The organism is Sphingopyxis sp. NFH-91, assembly GCF_021401285.1.
Taxonomy (GTDB): Bacteria; Pseudomonadota; Alphaproteobacteria; order Sphingomonadales; family Sphingomonadaceae; genus Sphingopyxis; species Sphingopyxis terrae_A.
Genome location: NZ_JACBGA010000012.1, coordinates 39,155 through 56,323 on the forward strand (window position 1 = coordinate 39,155; position 17,169 = coordinate 56,323).

At 64.8% G+C, this 17,169-nt stretch carries 16 protein-coding genes and 1 pseudogene; 4 read left to right on the forward strand and 13 right to left on the reverse strand.

Features of this window, described 5'->3' with window-relative positions:
- Positions 1-95: 95 nt before the first annotated feature.
- Both lptF and lptG read left to right on the forward strand, forming a co-directional pair.
- Complete coding sequence (gene lptF, locus L0963_RS18125; protein ID WP_082819824.1) at positions 96-1,304, forward strand: LPS export ABC transporter permease LptF; 1,209 nt, start codon at positions 96-98, stop codon at positions 1,302-1,304.
- A 2-nt stretch (positions 1,305-1,306) separates the two neighbouring features.
- A complete protein-coding gene (gene lptG / locus L0963_RS18130) occupies positions 1,307-2,404 on the forward strand; it encodes an LPS export ABC transporter permease LptG (protein WP_234181039.1) in 1,098 nt (365 codons plus the stop codon).
- A gap of 173 nt (positions 2,405-2,577) precedes the next feature.
- Here the strand turns inward: lptG and pnp are convergent, their stop codons facing one another.
- The 7 genes from pnp to L0963_RS18165 all read right to left on the reverse strand — a co-directional run bounded on the left by pnp (position 2,578) and on the right by L0963_RS18165 (position 8,548).
- Entirely contained in the window at positions 2,578-4,884 is a 2,307-nt protein-coding gene (pnp, locus tag L0963_RS18135; protein ID WP_062900983.1) for a polyribonucleotide nucleotidyltransferase, read from the reverse strand.
- A gap of 194 nt (positions 4,885-5,078) precedes the next feature.
- Positions 5,079-5,348, reverse strand: coding sequence for a 30S ribosomal protein S15 (rpsO, locus tag L0963_RS18140; RefSeq protein ID WP_003042688.1), 270 nt, complete (start codon positions 5,346-5,348; stop codon positions 5,079-5,081).
- Between the two features lie 24 nt (positions 5,349-5,372).
- Positions 5,373-6,332: a tRNA pseudouridine(55) synthase TruB gene (gene truB / locus L0963_RS18145; protein WP_217373151.1), complete on the reverse strand. Its 960-nt coding sequence runs from the start codon at positions 6,330-6,332 to the stop codon at positions 5,373-5,375.
- Positions 6,333-6,396: 64 nt separating this feature from the next.
- Positions 6,397-6,831, reverse strand: a complete 435-nt coding sequence (locus tag L0963_RS18150) for a DUF6491 family protein (RefSeq protein ID WP_062903008.1) — start codon at positions 6,829-6,831, stop codon at positions 6,397-6,399.
- Positions 6,832-6,925: 94 nt separating this feature from the next.
- Positions 6,926-7,468 carry a GNAT family N-acetyltransferase gene (locus L0963_RS18155; protein ID WP_234181044.1) on the reverse strand — a complete coding sequence of 181 codons (543 nt, stop codon included), beginning with the start codon at positions 7,466-7,468 and terminating at the stop codon, positions 6,926-6,928.
- Entirely contained in the window at positions 7,461-8,075 is a 615-nt protein-coding gene (locus L0963_RS18160; RefSeq protein WP_062900986.1) for a thymidine kinase, read from the reverse strand. The genes L0963_RS18155 and L0963_RS18160 overlap by 8 nt, the downstream gene beginning before the upstream one ends.
- Positions 8,076-8,116: 41 nt before the next feature.
- A complete protein-coding gene (locus tag L0963_RS18165) occupies positions 8,117-8,548 on the reverse strand; it encodes an RrF2 family transcriptional regulator (RefSeq protein WP_234181046.1) in 432 nt (143 codons plus the stop codon).
- Positions 8,549-8,628: 80 nt separating this feature from the next.
- On the opposite strand from L0963_RS18165, the gene L0963_RS18170 reads away from it, so the two are divergent.
- Complete coding sequence (locus L0963_RS18170; protein ID WP_234181048.1) at positions 8,629-9,105, forward strand: group III truncated hemoglobin; 477 nt, start codon at positions 8,629-8,631, stop codon at positions 9,103-9,105.
- Between the two features lie 104 nt (positions 9,106-9,209).
- A complete protein-coding gene (locus L0963_RS18175; protein WP_217373150.1) occupies positions 9,210-10,637 on the forward strand; it encodes a WS/DGAT/MGAT family O-acyltransferase in 1,428 nt (475 codons plus the stop codon).
- Positions 10,638-10,671: 34 nt separating this feature from the next.
- On the opposite strand, the gene rbfA is transcribed toward L0963_RS18175, so the two are convergent.
- From rbfA to L0963_RS18205, 6 genes and pseudogenes are all read right to left on the reverse strand, one after another.
- Positions 10,672-11,082 (reverse strand): 30S ribosome-binding factor RbfA, encoded by a 411-nt coding sequence (gene rbfA, locus L0963_RS18180; protein ID WP_234181050.1) that lies wholly within the window; start codon positions 11,080-11,082, stop codon positions 10,672-10,674.
- 53 nt (positions 11,083-11,135) lie between these two features.
- The gene (gene infB, locus L0963_RS18185; RefSeq protein WP_234181052.1) at positions 11,136-13,676 is read right to left on the reverse strand and encodes a translation initiation factor IF-2; all 2,541 of its coding nucleotides are present in this window, start codon (positions 13,674-13,676) and stop codon (positions 11,136-11,138) included.
- Between the two features lie 17 nt (positions 13,677-13,693).
- Positions 13,694-14,464 (reverse strand): DUF448 domain-containing protein, encoded by a 771-nt coding sequence (locus L0963_RS18190; RefSeq protein WP_234181054.1) that lies wholly within the window; start codon positions 14,462-14,464, stop codon positions 13,694-13,696.
- On the reverse strand, positions 14,445-16,079 hold the full coding sequence (nusA, locus tag L0963_RS18195; RefSeq protein ID WP_003042722.1) for a transcription termination factor NusA: 1,635 nt from the start codon (positions 16,077-16,079) through the stop codon (positions 14,445-14,447). Before nusA ends, L0963_RS18190 begins: the two co-directional genes overlap by 20 nt.
- Positions 16,079-16,624: a ribosome maturation protein RimP gene (gene rimP / locus L0963_RS18200; protein WP_062900993.1), complete on the reverse strand. Its 546-nt coding sequence runs from the start codon at positions 16,622-16,624 to the stop codon at positions 16,079-16,081. Before rimP ends, nusA begins: the two co-directional genes overlap by 1 nt.
- A 423-nt stretch (positions 16,625-17,047) precedes the next feature.
- Positions 17,048-17,169, reverse strand: a pseudogene (locus tag L0963_RS18205) (IS5 family transposase); the annotation flags it as partial.

The following is a 17,169-nucleotide window of genomic DNA, read 5'->3' on the forward strand; positions in this document are numbered from 1 at the left end:
CACGCCAGCACCGAGCCGACATGGGTCCCTGTTGCCCTTGAATCCGGATATCGGAACCATTTGCGGCCAAATCATGGTGATGGGGCGACGAAAGATTGAATAGACTGCCCGCCATCGACCGTTACATCGCGCGGCTCATCTTCTTTCCCATGCTCGGTACGCTGGTCCTTTCGGCCATGCTGCTGGTGCTGGAAAAGATGCTGCGCCTGTTCGATTTCGTCGCGACCGAAGGCGGGCCGGTGAGCGTCGTGTGGCGGATGCTCGCCAATCTTATCCCAGAATATCTGTCGCTTGGCATCCCGATCGGGCTGATGCTCGGCATCCTGCTCGCCTTCCGCCGGCTCGCGACATCGAGCGAGCTCGACGTGCTGCGCGGGGTAGGGATGAGCTTCGGACGGCTGATGCGCATGCCCTATGCCTTTGCCTTCGCGCTGGCGCTGCTCAACCTCGCGATCGTCGGCTTTATCCAGCCCTATGCGCGCTACGCCTATGAAGGGCTGCGCTTCGAATTGCGGTCGGGCGCGCTCGGCGCGTCGATCAAGGTCGGCGAATTCACCAAATTGGGCAGCCGGATGACGCTGCGCATCGAGCAGAGCTATAACGAGGGGCGCAATCTGCGCGGCATCTTCGTGCGCGGCGAGAACAAGGACGGGCAAAGCGTTTCGGCAACCGCCGCCGAGGGACAGTTTCTTGCCACCGACGATCCCGACACGATCATCCTGCGCCTGACGCGCGGCGTGCTGATCCATGAATCGCCGAAATTCGCGGTGCCGCGGGTCTTGACCTTCGACAGTCACGACCTGCCGATCCCGCTACCCAAGATCGAGGCGTTCCGCACCCGCGGCGGCGCCGATCGCGAACTGACGATTCCCGAATTGCTCGTCGTCGGTCACGACCAGGCCGAACCGCTGGCGACGCGGCTCGAATCGCGCGCGAATTTCCACTTCCGGATCGTCGAAGTGGTGTCGATGTTCTTCATCCCGCTGATGGCGATCGCGCTGGCGATTCCGCCCAAGCGATCGACAAGTTCGCTGGGCGTCTTCCTGTCGATCGTGCTGCTCGTCACCCAGCACAAGATCAACGAATATGCCGAAGCGCTGGGCGCGCGCGGTGCGGTCGATCCGCTGCTGGCGCTGTGGATTCCGCTGCTTCTGTTCGGCGCGCTTGCGGTGTGGATGTATTATACGGTGGCGCATGTCCCCGGCGGCCAACCAATCGGCGCGCTCGAGCGCGTCGCGGCCAAGGCCGGGCAGAAAGTCCGCGCCTTCATCCGCCTGTTCCAGCGCAAGCAGCAGCATATCTGACGATGAACCAGCTCCATTTCTTTCCGTCGCGAACCATGGCGCTCTATGTCGGGCGGCTGTTTCTGGTGCGCAGCTTCGCGATCCTGTTCGCGCTCGTGCTCGTACTCCAGACGCTCGACCTTCTCGGCGAGAGCGGCAAGATCCTGTCGGTCGCAGGCAACAGCGACAGCGACGTGTGGCGCTATGTCGGGCTGCGCCTGCCGCAGATTATCGAGACCTTTCTGCCCTTCTCCGTCCTGCTCGGGACGATCTTGACGCTGATCATGCTCAACCAGAACAGCGAGGTCATCGCGATGAAGGCGTCGGGCATGTCGGCGCATCAGGTGCTGGCGCCGCTGTTCCTTGCCGCGCTGTTCGTTGCCGCGATCAGCTTCGGCTTCAACGAAAGGATCGTGACGCGCGCGACCGCGGCGCTCGCCGCCTGGCAGAAGGTCGAATATGCGCAGATTCCGAAAGACACCGGGATTCGGTCGAACATATGGGTTCGCGACGGCAATAATCTGATCAACGCCGCGACCGTCAGCGGTACCGGAACAGCGATCACGCTGCACGGCGTGCGCATCTATGAACGGTCGGGGGGCGTATTGTCCTCGATACTTTCGGGCGACAGCGCGCGGCCGGTCGCGGGTGGGTGGGAACTCACCAACGCCAAGCGCTTCCTGCGCCGCGCCGGTATCGTCCAGCCGCTCGGCACCATCGTCGCCGCGCCGGGCGTGCGTCCCGACCAGTTCACCCTGGCGCAGGTCGACGGCGATCAACTGCCCTTCACCGAGCTCAAGGCGGCAATCGGCGATCTCGAGGCAGCGGGGCGACCCGTCGATGCGCTGAAAGGCGTGTTGTGGCACAAGATTTCGGGACCGCTGTCGGCGGTCCTGATGCCGCTGCTCGGCGCCGTCGCGGCATTCGGCCTGGCGCGATCGGGCAAGCTGTTCGTGCGCGCGATCATCGGCATGGCGCTGGGCTTCGCCTATTTCGTCGCCGACAATTTCGCGCTCGCGATGGGCGACCTCGGCGCCTATTCCCCCTTCCTCGCCGCATGGGGGCCGTTCATCCTGTTTGCGCTGATCGGCGAGATGATCCTGATCCGGACCGAGGAATAGCGTCCGGGCTCCGGGCGCATAGCCGCCGCCCCCCAAGCACCGCCCCGTTTCGGGCCCGGTCCAAATGTTGCGGCGGGCAGGCCGAAGCCTCTCTCCCCACCCGGAGGCCGGCAGCGCCCAAAAGAAAAGGGGCCGCTTTCGCGGCCCCTTCGATTGGTTCGAGAGTCGAAGGATCAGTCCTTCAGGAAGTCGGGCACATGGCCCTGGTCTTCCGGACCGTCTTCGCTGCGCTCGCGGCGCGGGCCGCGGTCGCCGCCGTCGCGGCGGGGGCCGCGATCGCGGCCGCCACGGCCACGGTCGCCGCGATCGCCGCCGTCACGGCGCGGACCACGATCACCGCGCGGTTCGCGGGGTTCGCGCGCCGGACGCGTGTCTTCCAGTTCCTCGCCGGTTTCCTGATCGACGACGCGCATCGACAGGCGGACCTTGCCGCGCGGATCGATCTCGAGGACCTTGACCTTGACTTCCTGGCCTTCGGACAGAACGTCGGCGACCTTTTCGACGCGTTCGTTCTTGATTTCCGACACGTGGACGAGGCCGTCCTTGCCGCCCATGAAGTTCACGAAGGCACCGAAATCGACGAGGTTCACGACCTTGCCGTTATAGATCTTGCCGACTTCGGCTTCTTCGACGATGCCGAGGATCCACGCCTTGGCGGCTTCGATCTGCGCGGTATCCGACGAGGCGATCTTGATCGTGCCTTCGTCGTCGATGTCCACCTTGGCGCCGGTCGTCGCGACGATTTCACGGATGACCTTGCCGCCGGTGCCGATGACGTCACGGATCTTCGACTTGTCGATCGTGATCGTTTCGATACGCGGCGCATGCGCCGACAATTCGCTACGGGCTTCGCCGAGCGCCTTGTTCATTTCGCCGAGGATGTGCGCACGGCCTTCCTTGGCCTGCGCCAGCGCCTTTTCGAAGATTTCCTTGGTGATGCCGGCAATCTTGATGTCCATCTGCATCGTGGTGATGCCTTCGGACGTGCCCGCCACCTTGAAGTCCATGTCGCCGAGGTGATCTTCGTCACCCAGAATATCCGACAGGATCGCAAAATCCTGGCCTTCGAGGATCAGGCCCATCGCGATGCCCGACACCGGGCGCGCGATCGGCACGCCGGCATCCATCATCGCAAGGCTGCCGCCGCACACCGACGCCATCGACGACGAACCGTTGGATTCGGTGATGTCGCTGGTCAGACGGATGGTGTAGGGGAAATCTTCCTTCTTCGGCAGCACGGGATGCAGCGCACGCCACGCCAGCTTGCCGTGGCCGACTTCGCGGCGGCCCGGCGCGCCGAAGCGGCCGACTTCGCCGACCGAATAGGGCGGGAAGTTATAGTGCAGCATGAAGTTCTGATACGACAGGCCATTGAGGCCGTCGATCATCTGTTCGGCTTCCTTGGTACCCAGCGTGCAGGTCGCGATCGTCTGGGTTTCACCGCGGGTGAACAGCGCCGAACCGTGCGCGCGCGGCAGGAAGTGCGTTTCGGCGACGATCGGACGAATCTGCGTCGTCGTGCGGCCGTCGATGCGCTTGCCGTCCTTCAGGATGGCGGTGCGGACGATTTCGGCTTCCAGCTTCTTGGTCAGCTTGATGCCGGCCATGACTTCCTGCGGGCTGAGGCCGTCGGCTGCAAACTGTTCCTTCGCCTTCGCGCGCGCTTCGTTGAGCGCGTTCGAACGGGCCGACTTGTCGGTCAGCTTGTAGGCGGCGGCGATGTCCTTGCCGATCAGCTTCTTAAGCTTGTCCTTGATCGCGGCATTGTCGTCCGACGATGCGATTTCCCAAGGTTCCTTGGCAGCCTGTTCGGCAAGCTTGATGATCGCCTTGACGACTTCACGGCACGCATCGTGCGCGAACATCACGGCGCCGAGCATGATCTCTTCCGACAGCTCGTTCGCTTCGGATTCGACCATCATCACCGCGTCGTGCGTCGCGGCGACGACGAGGTCGAGGTCTCCTTCGGCAACCTGTTCGTCGGTCGGATTGAGGATATATTCGCCGTCGAGATAGCCGACGCGCGCAGCGCCGATCGGACCCATGAAGGGGACGCCCGAAATGGTGAGCGCGGCCGAGGCCGCGACCATCGCGAGGATGTCGGGTTCATTGTGGCCGTCATAGCTCAGCACCTGAGCGATGGCATTGATCTCGTTGTAGAAGCCTTCGGGGAACAGCGGGCGGATCGGACGGTCGATCAGACGGCTGACCAGCGTTTCCTTTTCGGTCGCACCGCGTTCGCGCTTGAAGAAGCCGCCGGGGATGCGCCCCGCGGCCGAATATTTTTCCTGATAATGGACGGTCAGGGGGAAGAAGTCCTGCCCTTCCTTCACCGACTTGGCAGCGGTCACGGCGCACAGAACGACCGTTTCGCCCAGTGTCGCCATCACGGCGCCGTCGGCCTGACGGGCAACCTTGCCCGTTTCGAGAGTCAGCGTTTCACCGCCCCACTCGATCGATACTTTTTTCACGTCAAACATGGAATTTCCTTCGCCCGCCGGGCCCTATGCCGGGCGGGGCCTCTGTTCCGGGCAATCCGGCCCGGGCGGGTCGGGGCGTCTGTCTGCCCCTGGTTTTCGGAAGCCGGCGCCGGATTGCGGCGGCTCCTCTCCACGCCGCTCTTGCGAACGGCAAAAATGAAAGCGGCCCCGAACCCGGAGCCGCCCTCATGGTCTTACTTGCGAAGACCCAGCTTCGCGATCAGGTCGGTGTAGCGTCCCTCGTCCTTCTTCTTGAGATAGTCGAGGAGGCTGCGGCGCTTGTTGACCATCATCAGCAGCCCGCGGCGGCTGTGATTGTCCTTGGCGTGCGACTTGAAATGGCCGGTCAGCGTGTTGATGCGGTCGGTCAGGATCGCGACCTGCACTTCGGGCGAACCCGTATCACCCTTTTCGCGGGCATGTTCCTTGATGAGTTCGGCCTTGCGTTCGGCGGTAATCGACATGTGTTTCTTCCTTCGAACATCCTGTTACAGATTGAAGCCCCGCACGACCTTCAGCGTTCCCGCCAAAGCCTCTATCAATGCCACGGGCCGATCGTCGGCGTCGCGTCCCCAATAGAGCCCGTCCTGCGTGCTTCCCCCGGTCCAGACACGACCCTGACGGATCGCCCCTGCCGCTTCCGGGGAAAGGTCCAGAGCCGGGATGTCGACCAGCCCTGCCTCCAGCGGCAGAAATATCTCTGATTGGGCGGCCCCTTGGCCGAAAGCGTTCAATTTGTCCAGCGAAATCGCCTGATCGAGCGCGAACGGCCCTGCCTTCGTCCGGCGCAACATGGTGACATGCCCGACCGTCCCGACCGCCCGCGCAATGTCGCGCGCGAGGCTGCGGATATAGGTGCCCTTCGAAACATGCGCCGTGAGCGTGATGGAATCGAGCCGCTCCGCCTCTCCACTTTCGTCACCCCGGACTTGATCCGGGGTCCATTCGGCGCCCTCGGCAACATATGCCTCAGCAAGTCCGGAATGACGAAGAGAGTGGATCATCACCGCCCGCGCCTTCATCTCGACCGTTTCGCCGGCGCGCGCGCGGTCATAGGCGCGCTCGCCGTCGATCTTGATCGCCGAATAGGCGGGCGGCACCTGTTCGATCGCGCCGGTAAAGCGCGGCAGAACCGCAGCAATTTCCGAAAGCCGCGGCCGCACGTCGCTGGTCGCAACGACGTCGCCCTCCGCGTCGAGCCCGGCGGTCTCGGTCCCGAACTCGATCGTGAAATCATAGACCTTGCTCGCGTCGAGCATGCGCCCGCACAGCTTCGTCGCCTCGCCGATCGCGATCGGCAGCACGCCCGAGGCAAGCGGGTCGAGCGTCCCGCCATGGCCGACCTTGACCTTGCCCAGCCCGGCTTCGCGGCACACGCGCTTGACTGCGGCAACCGCCTGCGTCGAGCCGAGCCCGACGGGCTTGTCCATTATGATCCATCCGTTCATCGCCGCGCGGGCTAGGCCGCGCGGGCGATGCTTGTCAATTCGACCGGGATCGATTCGATCGGGCTCAATTCGACTTGGCGGCGTCCGCTGCGGCCTTGGCGGCTTTCTCCGCCTCGCGCGCTGCCTTGCGCTCTTCCTTGGTCGGCGGCGGCGCCGATGTCACGAAAGACGAAATCGCGCAGCGTTCACCGCGCACCAGAAGCGACGCGAACTTGTCGAGCCGCGAGGTTCCGCGCGTGTCGACGCCGATCGCCTGCGCAAAATCGATGTCGCGGCACGGACCGAAGAAGGTGGCATAATACCAGTCGCGGCGGCTGTCCTGAATCCACACGCCATCCTCGCCATCGGCCTGAAAGGTGCGGATCGTCGCGTTGCTGGGAAAGCTGATGCCGGTTTCGACGCCCAGCGCGCGCGATTCCTGCGGTGCCCCTTCGGCCGCCGCAGTTGCCGAAAGGGGAAGCAAGGCGGCGGCCAGGGAGAGTGCGAATAATCTGTTCATAACGAACCTTTCCAGATGGAGGCCCATCCCGGCACACGGCATAGCGGGTCGATGCTGAACCGGCGCTGACCCGCTTGCCACGCTCCCACCAACTTCAGCTTCCTGTGCGCCATTCATCGGCGAGCAGCGACCACAGGCCGGTGTCGCGGACAAAGCCGGTCCAGGTGATCCGCTCGGCGCGCAGCACCCCTTCCTTGGTGCAGCCGAGCTTGGTGACGGCCGCCTGGCTGCGCTTGTTGCGCTCGTCGATGCGAAATTCGATGCGGCGAATGCCGACGGCATAGGCATGGTCGAGCATCAATCGTTTGACGCGGCCATTGAGGCCAGTCCCGCGCGCGGCGGGCTCGATATAGCTGTTGCCGATCTCCACCGTCTGCGCCGATACATCGGGACGCAGATAAGCGGTCATGCCGACCAGCCGATCGCCGTCGACGATCGCATAGGGCATCCGGCTTTCATGCCCGATCAGCGCGTCGAAGCTCGCGTCGAAATGATCGGGATCGAAGCTCGACGAATAGATCGGCCAGATATCGGTATCGGCGGCGCAGGCGGCGCGCAGCGCCTCGCGGTGCGGCTCGGCCAGCTTGACGAGCTGGAGGTCGCCGTCGGTCAGTTCGACATAAAGCTGGTCAAGCATCGGCGCCCGCCTCTTGCAAAGCCTCTGCCGCAGCCCGGCGCTTGGCCATGAAATGGCGGCGGCACATGGCGACATAGCGGTCGTTGCCGCCAATCTCGGTCTGCGCGCCCGCGACCACCGCACGGCCGGCGGCATCGACGCGCAGGTTCATCGTCGCCTTGCGCCCGCATTCGCACACCGCCTTGAGTTCGACCAGCGCGTCGGCGATACCGAGCAGCGCCGCCGAACCGGGAAAGAGATCGGCCGCGAAATCGGTGCGCAGCCCGTAACAGAGCACCGGAATATCCGCCTCGTCGGCGAGCCGTGCCAGCGCGAACACCTGATCTTTCGTAAGGAACTGCGCCTCGTCGACGAGCACGCAGGCCAGCGGGCGCTGACGATGCTCGTCGCTCACCGCCGCCCACAAATCGCTTTCGGGATCGAATTTATGCGCCTCGGCAAGCAGGCCGATGCGGCTGGTGATCTGCCCGGCGCCGTAACGGTCGTCGAGCGCGGCGGTCCACAGCATCGTTTCCATCCCGCGCTCGCGATAGTTGAAATCCGCCTGCAGCAGCGTCGTCGACTTGCCCGCGTTCATGCTGGCATAATAGAAATAGAGCTTGGCCATGGCTTGAGCGATACCGCCTCGGCGGCGCCGCGCAAGCCCAATCAGGCGGCGCCGAGCAGCGCGCGAAAACGCGCCGGCTGCGGCAACAGATCGACGAGGGTATAGCCGTCGAGATGCGCGGCGAAGGCTGCCAGTGCCCCGGCGAGCGCGCCCTGCAATCCGCAGCCGCCGCGCACCGGGCAGGCTGAAGTCGCGGGGTTCATACACTCGACAAAGCCGTCCAGCCTTTCGAGCTCGCGCACCACCGCGCCGACGATCACCGTCTCGGGCGCCCTGGCGAGCGTCAGCCCGCCACCGCGTCCGCGCTGCGCCGCGACATAGCCGAGCGCCTGCAGCCGCTGCGCCACCTTGGCGAGATGGTTGCGCGACACGCCATATTGGCCGGCGATCTCGTCGACCGACATCTGGCGCCCAGTCGCCGCCAGCGCCATCAGGATGCGCAGCGCATAGTCGCTGTGAAGGCTCAATCGCATAAAATAGGTATATGAAATATTGCTTTTATGCGCAAGGTCGATAAAGCGGCAAATGAAATGCCGTTTATCGAGTCGAGGCGATGAAGAAGACCGTCCCCGCCCACCCCCATGCCATCGCTGCGCGCGAGGACCGGCGCGCCGCCGCCATCGCGATGGGGGTCGATGAAGCCTTTATCGCAACGCTCGTCGATCGCTTCTACGCCGCGATCCGGCGCGACGCCCTGCTTGGCCCGATCTTCGACGACCGCATCCACGACTGGCCCGGGCATATCGCGCAGATGAACCGCTTCTGGCAGTCGATCCTGCTCGGCGCCGGCAATTTCACCGGCAATCCGATGGCCCGGCATCTTGCGATCCCGACCATCGGCGAGAGCCATTTCCAGCATTGGCTCGGGCTCTTCTATGCCACGCTGCGCGATGTGGCGCCGAGCGAAGGGGCGGTCGCGCTGGTCGGCGCGCGGGCGCGGATGATCGCCGAAAGTCTGCTTACCGGCATCGCGGTCCACCGCGACCGCGACCCCGACATCACGCGCAGGATGGTGCTGCCCCACGTCTGACACCCGCCGCGCGCCGGCAGCCGCCGACACCGCAGCTTGACTCGCCCGCCCCCGCTGTCATGCTGCGCACAAAAGATGCAGCATTAACAGTGGGGAGAGCTGCAATGCGATTGATGCCGGTGACAGATGCGATGTTCCTGTGGGGGGAAAGTCGCGAAATGCCGATGCACATCGGCGGCATCAACCTCTACACGCTGCCCGACGATGTCGACGAAACCGACTGGCTGAACGAACAGCTCGCACTGTTGCGCCAGTCGGAAGGGCTGCGGCGGCCGTTCAGCGAGGTGCTGAAACTCACCCCGCTCGGCCAGTACGGCCCGATCCGGCTCGAACCCGACCGCGACATCGACATGCACTATCATGTGCGCTCGGCCGCGCTGCCCAAGCCTGGGCGCTACCGCGAAATGTTCGAACTCGCCTCGCGCCTCCATTCCAGCCTGCTCGACCGCACCCGCCCCTTATGGGAGATCACGCTGATCTCAGGGCTGCCCAATCGGCAGATCGCGACGTTCAAGAAGGTGCATCATGCGCTGATGGATGGCGCGGCGAGCATCCATTTCTACAATTCGATGTTCTCGCCCGACCCCAAGGAACGGCGGACCTGCTCGCCGCTGTCGGTCGAGGCTTATGAAGCCTATAAGCGCAAATTCCCGTCGCCCAAAAAGCCGCCGCGCCCCAGCCTGACCGACATCGCCGCGATCGGCGAGTTTCTGAAGGAGCAATGGGGCAACAGCGTCGGCGTGACCAAGGCGCTCAACCAATATGTCGCGGCGATGTTCGGGATCGGCGGCGAAGGGCTGGTCACCCCCTTTGCCGGCGTGCCGCGCACCAGCTTCAACCGCAACATCACCGGCGCCCGCCGCTTCGTTGCGCAAAGCTGGTCGCTCGAACGCGTCCGCGCGGTCGGCAAGGCCTATGACGGGACGATCAACGACGCGGTGCTGGGCATGTGCGCGGGCGCGATGCGCAAATATCTGCAATCGCTCAACGAGCTGCCCGACAAGCCTTTGAAAGCCATGGCGCCGGTCTCGATCCGCCCCAAGGACGATATCGATTCGGGTAATTCGGTGGCGTCGGTGACGGCCAATCTCGCCACCCATATCGACGATCCCGCCGAACGCATGGCGGCGATCCAGTCGTCGATGAACGCCGCCAAGGCGCAGCTGCGCGCGATGACCGCGCAGCAGATCCAGCTCTATACCGCGATCACCAATTTCCCGCAGATGCTCACCGCGCTGACGCGCACCGCCGACAGATTCCCCGCCTATTCGGCGACCATCTCCAACGTCCCCGGCCCGCGCGAGCAGATGTACTGGAACGGCGCGCGGCTCGACGGCATGTATCCCGCGAGCATCCCCGTCGACGGCATGGCGATGAACATCACGCAGGTGTCGAATTTCAGGAACATCGACTTCGGCATCACCGCCTGCCGCCGCAGCGTGCCGCACGCGCAGCGGATGATCGACTATCTGGAGGAAGCGCTGGTCGAGCTGGAGGCCGCAGCAGGGATCAAGACGCCGAAGGGAAAATAGCCCCTATCCGGTCCCACCAACCCGTCATCGGGGCTCAATCTTGAATTTCGCCCTCGCTGCCGCCCAGATCGCGCGCCACCTTGGGGTCGCGCAGCAATTGGTCGATGTGGCTCGCCTCGTCGAAGCTTTCGTCAGCGAGAAATTTGAGCTTCGCCGCATATTTCATGCGGATGCGGTGCGCAACTTCGCGCTGGAGATAGGCGGTGTTGGTGCGCAGCGCCTTCAGCACCGCCTCTTCGTCGCGGCCGAGCAGCGGCTTCACGAATATCGTGGCATGGCGCAGGTCGGGCGACATGCGCACTTCGGTCACGCTCACCGGATGCGTCGCGAGGACATCGTCATGCACGTCGCCGCGCTGAAGTATCTCGCTCAGCACATGGCGCACCTGTTCGCCCACGCGCAGGACGCGGACCGAGGGGCCTTCGGGTTTTTCGTTATGCCGCATCGCTCAATATCCTGCCGCACCCCCGCGCATGCAGGGGTGCGGCGATGGTTCGATCACAACGTCCGCGCGCGTTCCTCGACCTCGAAGACTTCGAGGTGATCGCCCGGCTTGATGTCGTTGGTATCCGCCAGCACGACGCCGCATTCCAGGCCCGCGCGCACTTCGGCGACATCGTCCTTGAAACGGCGGAGCGACGCGATGGTCGTTGCCGAGACGATGACGTCCTCGCGCGTGAGACGCGCGTGGAGCCCCTTGCGGATGATGCCTTCGAGCACCAGCAGGCCAGCGGCCTTGTCGCGTTTGCCGGCCGGGAAGACTTCCTTGACCTCGGCGCGGCCGACGACGGTTTCGACGCGTTCCGGACCCAGCTCGCCTGCCATCTCCTTCGCGACTTCCTCGGTCAGGTGATAGATGACGTCATAATACATGAAGCGCACTTTTTCGCGGTTCGCGATCTCGCGCGCCTTGGCGTTGGGGCGGACGTTGAAGCCGATGATCGGCGCATTCGTCGCCGCCGCCAGCGTCACGTCGCTTTCGGTGATCGCGCCGGCGCCCGAATGGAGCACGCGGACGCGGATTTCGTCGGTCGACAGCTTGTTGAGCGCGTTGACGATCGCTTCGACGCTGCCCTGCACGTCGGCCTTGATGACCACTGGATATTCGATGACATTGGCCTTGTCGGCGAGCGCCGAGAACATGCCTTCGAGGCTGACCGGCGCCTGCGCCGTCCGCTTCTTGAGCGCCTGTTCCTGACGATAGGCGGCGACTTCGCGCGCGCGCGCCTCATTCTCGACGACGGTCAGCGTGTCGCCCGCCATCGGGACCCCGCCGAGGCCAAGAACCTCGACCGGCATCGACGGACCGGCTTCCTTGATCTGCTGGCCCTGATCGTTGACGAGCGCGCGGACGCGGCCGCTTTCGGCGCCGCAGACGAAGATGTCGCCGACCTTCAAGGTCCCGCGGCGGACGAGGATCGTCGCAACGGGGCCGCGGCCCTTGTCGAGCTTCGCCTCGACCACCGTCCCTTCGGCCGAACGGTCGGGGTTGGCCTTGAGCTCCATGATCTCGGCCTGAAGCGCTATCGCGTCGAGCAGCTTGTCGAGCCCGGTCTTCTTGAGCGCCGAAACTTCGACATTCTGGACGTCGCCGCCCATTTCCTCGACGACGATCTCGTGCTCGAGCAGGCGCTCGCGCACGCGCTGCGGGTTCGCGCCTTCCTTGTCGACCTTGTTGATCGCCACGATGATCGGCACCCCGGCTGCCTTCGCATGGTTGATCGATTCGATCGTCTGCGGCTTCAGCCCGTCGTCGGCCGCCACCACCAGTACCGCGATATCGGTGACATTGGCACCGCGCGCGCGCATTTCGGTGAAGGCTTCGTGGCCCGGCGTATCGAGGAAGGTGACTTGGCTCCCGTCGGGGGTCTTCACCTGATAGGCGCCGATATGCTGGGTGATGCCACCGGCTTCGCCCGACTGGACGCTGGTGCCGCGCAGCGCGTCGAGCAGGCTGGTCTTGCCGTGATCGACGTGGCCCATGATGGTGACCACCGGCGCGCGGGGCTTCATCTGTTCGGGCGCATCGACGTCCTGATCGTTGCGGATATCGACATCGGCTTCGCTGACGCGTTTGATCTCGTGCCCGAATTCGGTGACGAGCAGTTCGGCGGTATCCTGGTCGATCGTCTGGTTGACGGTGACCATCATGCCCATCTTGAACAGCGCCTTGACGAGATCGGCGCCCTTTTCGGCCATGCGGTTCGCCAGTTCCTGCACGGTGATCGTGTCGGGAACGACGACTTCGCGAACCTGCTTTTCGCGCGGCCCGCTCGGCGTCAGATGCGAGCGCTTTTCCTTTTCGCGCGCGCGCTTCAGCGCGGCGAGGCTGCGCGCACGCGCGCCTTCATCCTCGTTGAGCGCACGCGTGACGGTCAACTTGCCCGACTGGCGCCGGTGATCGCCGCGATGTTCCTTTTTCTGTTCGGCGCGCTTCGGTTCGGGACGCTTCGGCGCCTCGACCGGCGTGAAGCGACGCGGCGCGGGCGCAGCGCTGCTCGTCGTGGCGGCGCGCGGCGCGGCTTCGGCCGGCTTGGCTTCGGCAGCGGGCGCGGCCGGCGCTTCGGCGGCGGGCTCGGCCGCAGCCGGAGCGGGCACTTCCTCGGAAGCCTTGGATTTTTCCTCCCGCGCTTCGGCGGCACGCGCGCGCTCTTCTTCCAGAGCACGGGCACGTTCAGCCTCTTCGCGGCGGCGCGCTTCTTCAAGCGCGGCGAGACGCGCCTCTTCGGCTTCGCGCAGCAACTGCGTCTGGCGCTCCTGACGCGACATCAGGCTGTCGGCCTTGGGCGCGGCGGGCTTGGGCGCCGGTGCGGGTGCAGCCGGCTTCGGCGCGGGTGCGGGCGCGGCCTCGACCGCTTCAGCCTCAGGCGCGGGCGCCGCTTCGCCGGGACGGCCAAGCACGCGGCGGCGCTTCACCTCGACCACCACCGTATTGCGGCGGCCGTGGCTGAATTGCTGCTGCACCTGTCCGGCCTCTACCGTACGCTTCAGCCCCAGGGGCTTGCGGGTCAGAGTCGGCTTGTCCTGTTCGTCACTCATCGAAACGTCTTATTCCTTCAATACGCGTCCGAAACCGGAGAGTCCGTGTCGGACTCCCTGGACGCCATCCCATTCCCCGCCGTGCGGGAATCCTGATCGGAAACGCGGTTGGCCGCGTCCCTAAACCATCCGGTGAAAAACTGCCAGCGGCTCAAATGCGCCAGCACCCGGTCAGCGGCACGGGCGTCGGTCACGCCCAGATGCACCGCATTTTCACGCCCCAATGCCATAGATAGGGTGTATCGGTCCACCGGCAAGACCGTCCCCTCACGGCCGGACCCTTCGTGATCCTCGCCGACCCGCCACGCCTGTGCCAGTTTCTTTCGCCCGTCTTCGCCGGCATCCTGCGCATGCAGGAGCAGGCGGACCTGTCCGCGGCGTGCCGCGTCCTCGATCCGCTCGCTGCCGAGGATCAGCATTCCGCCGCGCGCCTCAAGCCCCAGCCGGTCGAGCGTCGCACGCGCGAGTTGCGCCTCGATCCGCGCGCCCAGATCGTCGGGAATCGTGAAGGCGCCTTCGTGCAGCGCCCGCGCCAACCCACCCTTGAGCTTGCCCTTTGCCTGCGCCGCTTCGAGCGCTTCGCGGTCGACGCCGATCCACGCGCCGCGCCCCGGCGCCTTGCCGAGCACGTCGGGCGCGATCATGCCGTCGGGCCCGAGCGCGAGGCGCACGAGCCGTCCGGCCGGCGCCACGTCGCCGGTTACCACACAGCGCCTTTCGGGCGCGTGCTGTCCGCGCTTACCCGCGCGGTCGGTTTGGCTTAGCTGATCATTGCGCGGGGTCCGCATCGGCGGCCTCCCCGGTCTGGGCTTCGGCTTCGGCAGCCGGTTCGTCGTCGAACCAGTGCGCGCGCGCCGCCATGATGATCTCGTTGCCCTGTTCTTCCGACAGGCCATATTCGCCAAGCACGCCGCCCTTGTCCTCGGCGCGTTCCGAACGCTCGCGCGCCGGGCCGCGGCGATTCTCGCTGCGCTTCTTCGCGATCAGTTCGTCGGTTGCGAGATCGGCAAGATCGTCGAGCGTCTTGATCCCGGCCTTGCCGAGCGTGACGAGCATCGCTTCGGTCAGGTGCGGCAGTTCGGCCAGATCATCCTCGACGCCAAGTCCGCGGCGTTCCTGACGTGCGGCTTCTTCGCGGCGTTCGAGCGCTTCGGTCGCACGGCTCTGCAGCTCTTCGGCCAGTTCGTCGTCGAAGCCTTCGATGCTCGCCAGTTCGTCGAGCGGCACATAAGCGACTTCTTCGAGTTCGCCGAAGCCTTCGGCGACGAGCAGCTGCGCGAGCGTTTCGTCGACGTCGAGTTCTTCCTGGAACATCGTCGAGCGTTCGACGAATTCGCGCTGACGCTTTTCGCTCGCGTCGGCCTCGGTCATGATGTCGATCTGCTTGCCGGTCAGCTGGCTGGCGAGACGGACGTTCTGGCCTCGGCGCCCGATGGCGAGGCTGAGCTGATCGTCGGGAACGACGACTTCGATACGGCCGTCATCTTCGTCGATGACGACGCGCTGCACCGTCGCGGGCTGAAGCGCGTTGACGACGAAGGTCGCGGTGTCTTCCGACCAGGGAATGATGTCGATCTTTTCGCCCTGCATTTCCTGGACGACCGCCTGAACGCGGCTGCCCTTCATGCCGACGCATGCGCCGACGGGGTCGATCGAGCCGTCATAGCTGATGACGCCGATCTTGGCACGGCTGCCCGGATCGCGCGCCGCGGCCTTGATCTCGATGATGCCGTCGTAGATTTCGGGGACTTCCTGCGCGAACAGCTTCTTCATGAAGTCGGGGTGCGCGCGGCTGAGGAAAATCTGCGGTCCGCGATTTTCGCGGCGCACCGACAGGATCAGCGCGCGGACGCGGTCGCCGACGCGCATCAGTTCGCGCGGGATCTGCTGATCGCGGCGGATCACGCCTTCGGCGCGGCCCAGGTTGACGACGATGTGGCCGAATTCGACCGACTTGACGACGCCGGTGATGATCTCGCCCGCGCGGTCCTTATATTCCTCGAACTGGCGCTCGCGGTCGGCTTCGCGGACCTTCTGGAAAATCACCTGCTTCGCCGACTGGGCGTCGATGCGGCCGAGGTCAACCGCGGGCAGCGGATCGACGATGAAGTCGCCGACCTTCGCATCCTTCTGCAGCTTCTGGCCGGCGGCAAGGTCGACCTGCTTGAAATAATCGTCGACCTGTTCGACCACCTCGACGACGCGCCACAGGCGCAGGTCGCCGGTCTGCGCGTCGAGCTTGGCGCGGATGTCGTTCTCGGCGCCGTAGCGGGCGCGCGCCGCGCGCTGGATCGCTTCCTCGATGGCCTCGATGACGATGCCCTTGTCGATCATCTTCTCGCTGGCGACGCTGTTGGCGATCGCGAGCAGTTCGGCCTTGTTGGCGGAAATGGCAGTGGCCATCAGTCCTGTCCTTCTTCTTCCATGTCGTCGGCACCCTCGATCGAGAGCGGGACGGTTGCGGCAATCAGTTTGTCGGTGAGGACGAGCTTGGCCGTGTCGATCGCGTCGAACGGCAGCTTGTGCTCGACCCCTTCCTTGTCGAAAATCGTGACGATGCCGGCGTCGATGCCGGCGAGTTCGCCGTTGAAGCGCAGGCGCCCGTCGCGCTTTTCCTTCAGCGCGACTTTCGCCTCATGCCCCGCCCAGTCGGTAAAGTCGGCGGGACGCGTCAACGGGCGGTCGATCCCGGGCGACGACACTTCGAGGCGATAGGCGCCTTCGATCGGGTCCTCGCCCGCTTCCTCCAGCGCGTCGAGCCGGTCCGAAATACGGCGCGACAGATCGGCGCAATCGTCGATCGTCAGCTGGCGCGTATCGGGCCGTTCGGCCATCACCTGCAGCGTAGGGTCTTCCTCGCCGCCGAAAAAGGCGACGCGCACGAGCGCGAGGCCCATCGCCTCGGCTTCGGGCGCGATGATCGCATTGAGGACGTCGAAATCGACCAAGCTACATTCCCAAATATCGCGACAGGAAAAGCCATGCGTTTACGGCCGCCGCGGCCCGCGGCCCCGACGTCCTATCTGGCTAGCCATGTCTAGGAGTGAGCGTGCATATAGGCGCGTTGCGGGGAGTCGGCAAGCGGAGATTGGGGTGGGCGGCTTTCCGGTCGGTTGGGGTCGTCTGGCCGGATCGGCATGGATGGCAGTTAAGGACCGATGCTGTTGAAAAAGTCGGCCGCGGCGATGCGCTTGTAGAATTTCAGTCAGAAGGATTCACGAAGCCTCGACTGCGCGAACGAGCGATGCGCATAGGCCCCTTGTTTGATTCCGATATTGCCCGCCAAAACCCCCTTCGGGCCTTTTTCAACAGCATCGACCGATTGCGGACTTAGGGACTCCTTAGGGCTTGGTCGTCATACAGGTAGCCAATTAGGTCGTGTTGACAAAAGACTTCAGCCATAGGCGCGAGGCGGCGAGGTTGAGGAAGCTCTCGAACGAGAGAAGTGTCTTGTCGTATCGGGTGGCGATCCGTCGTTGCTGTTTGAGCTTGC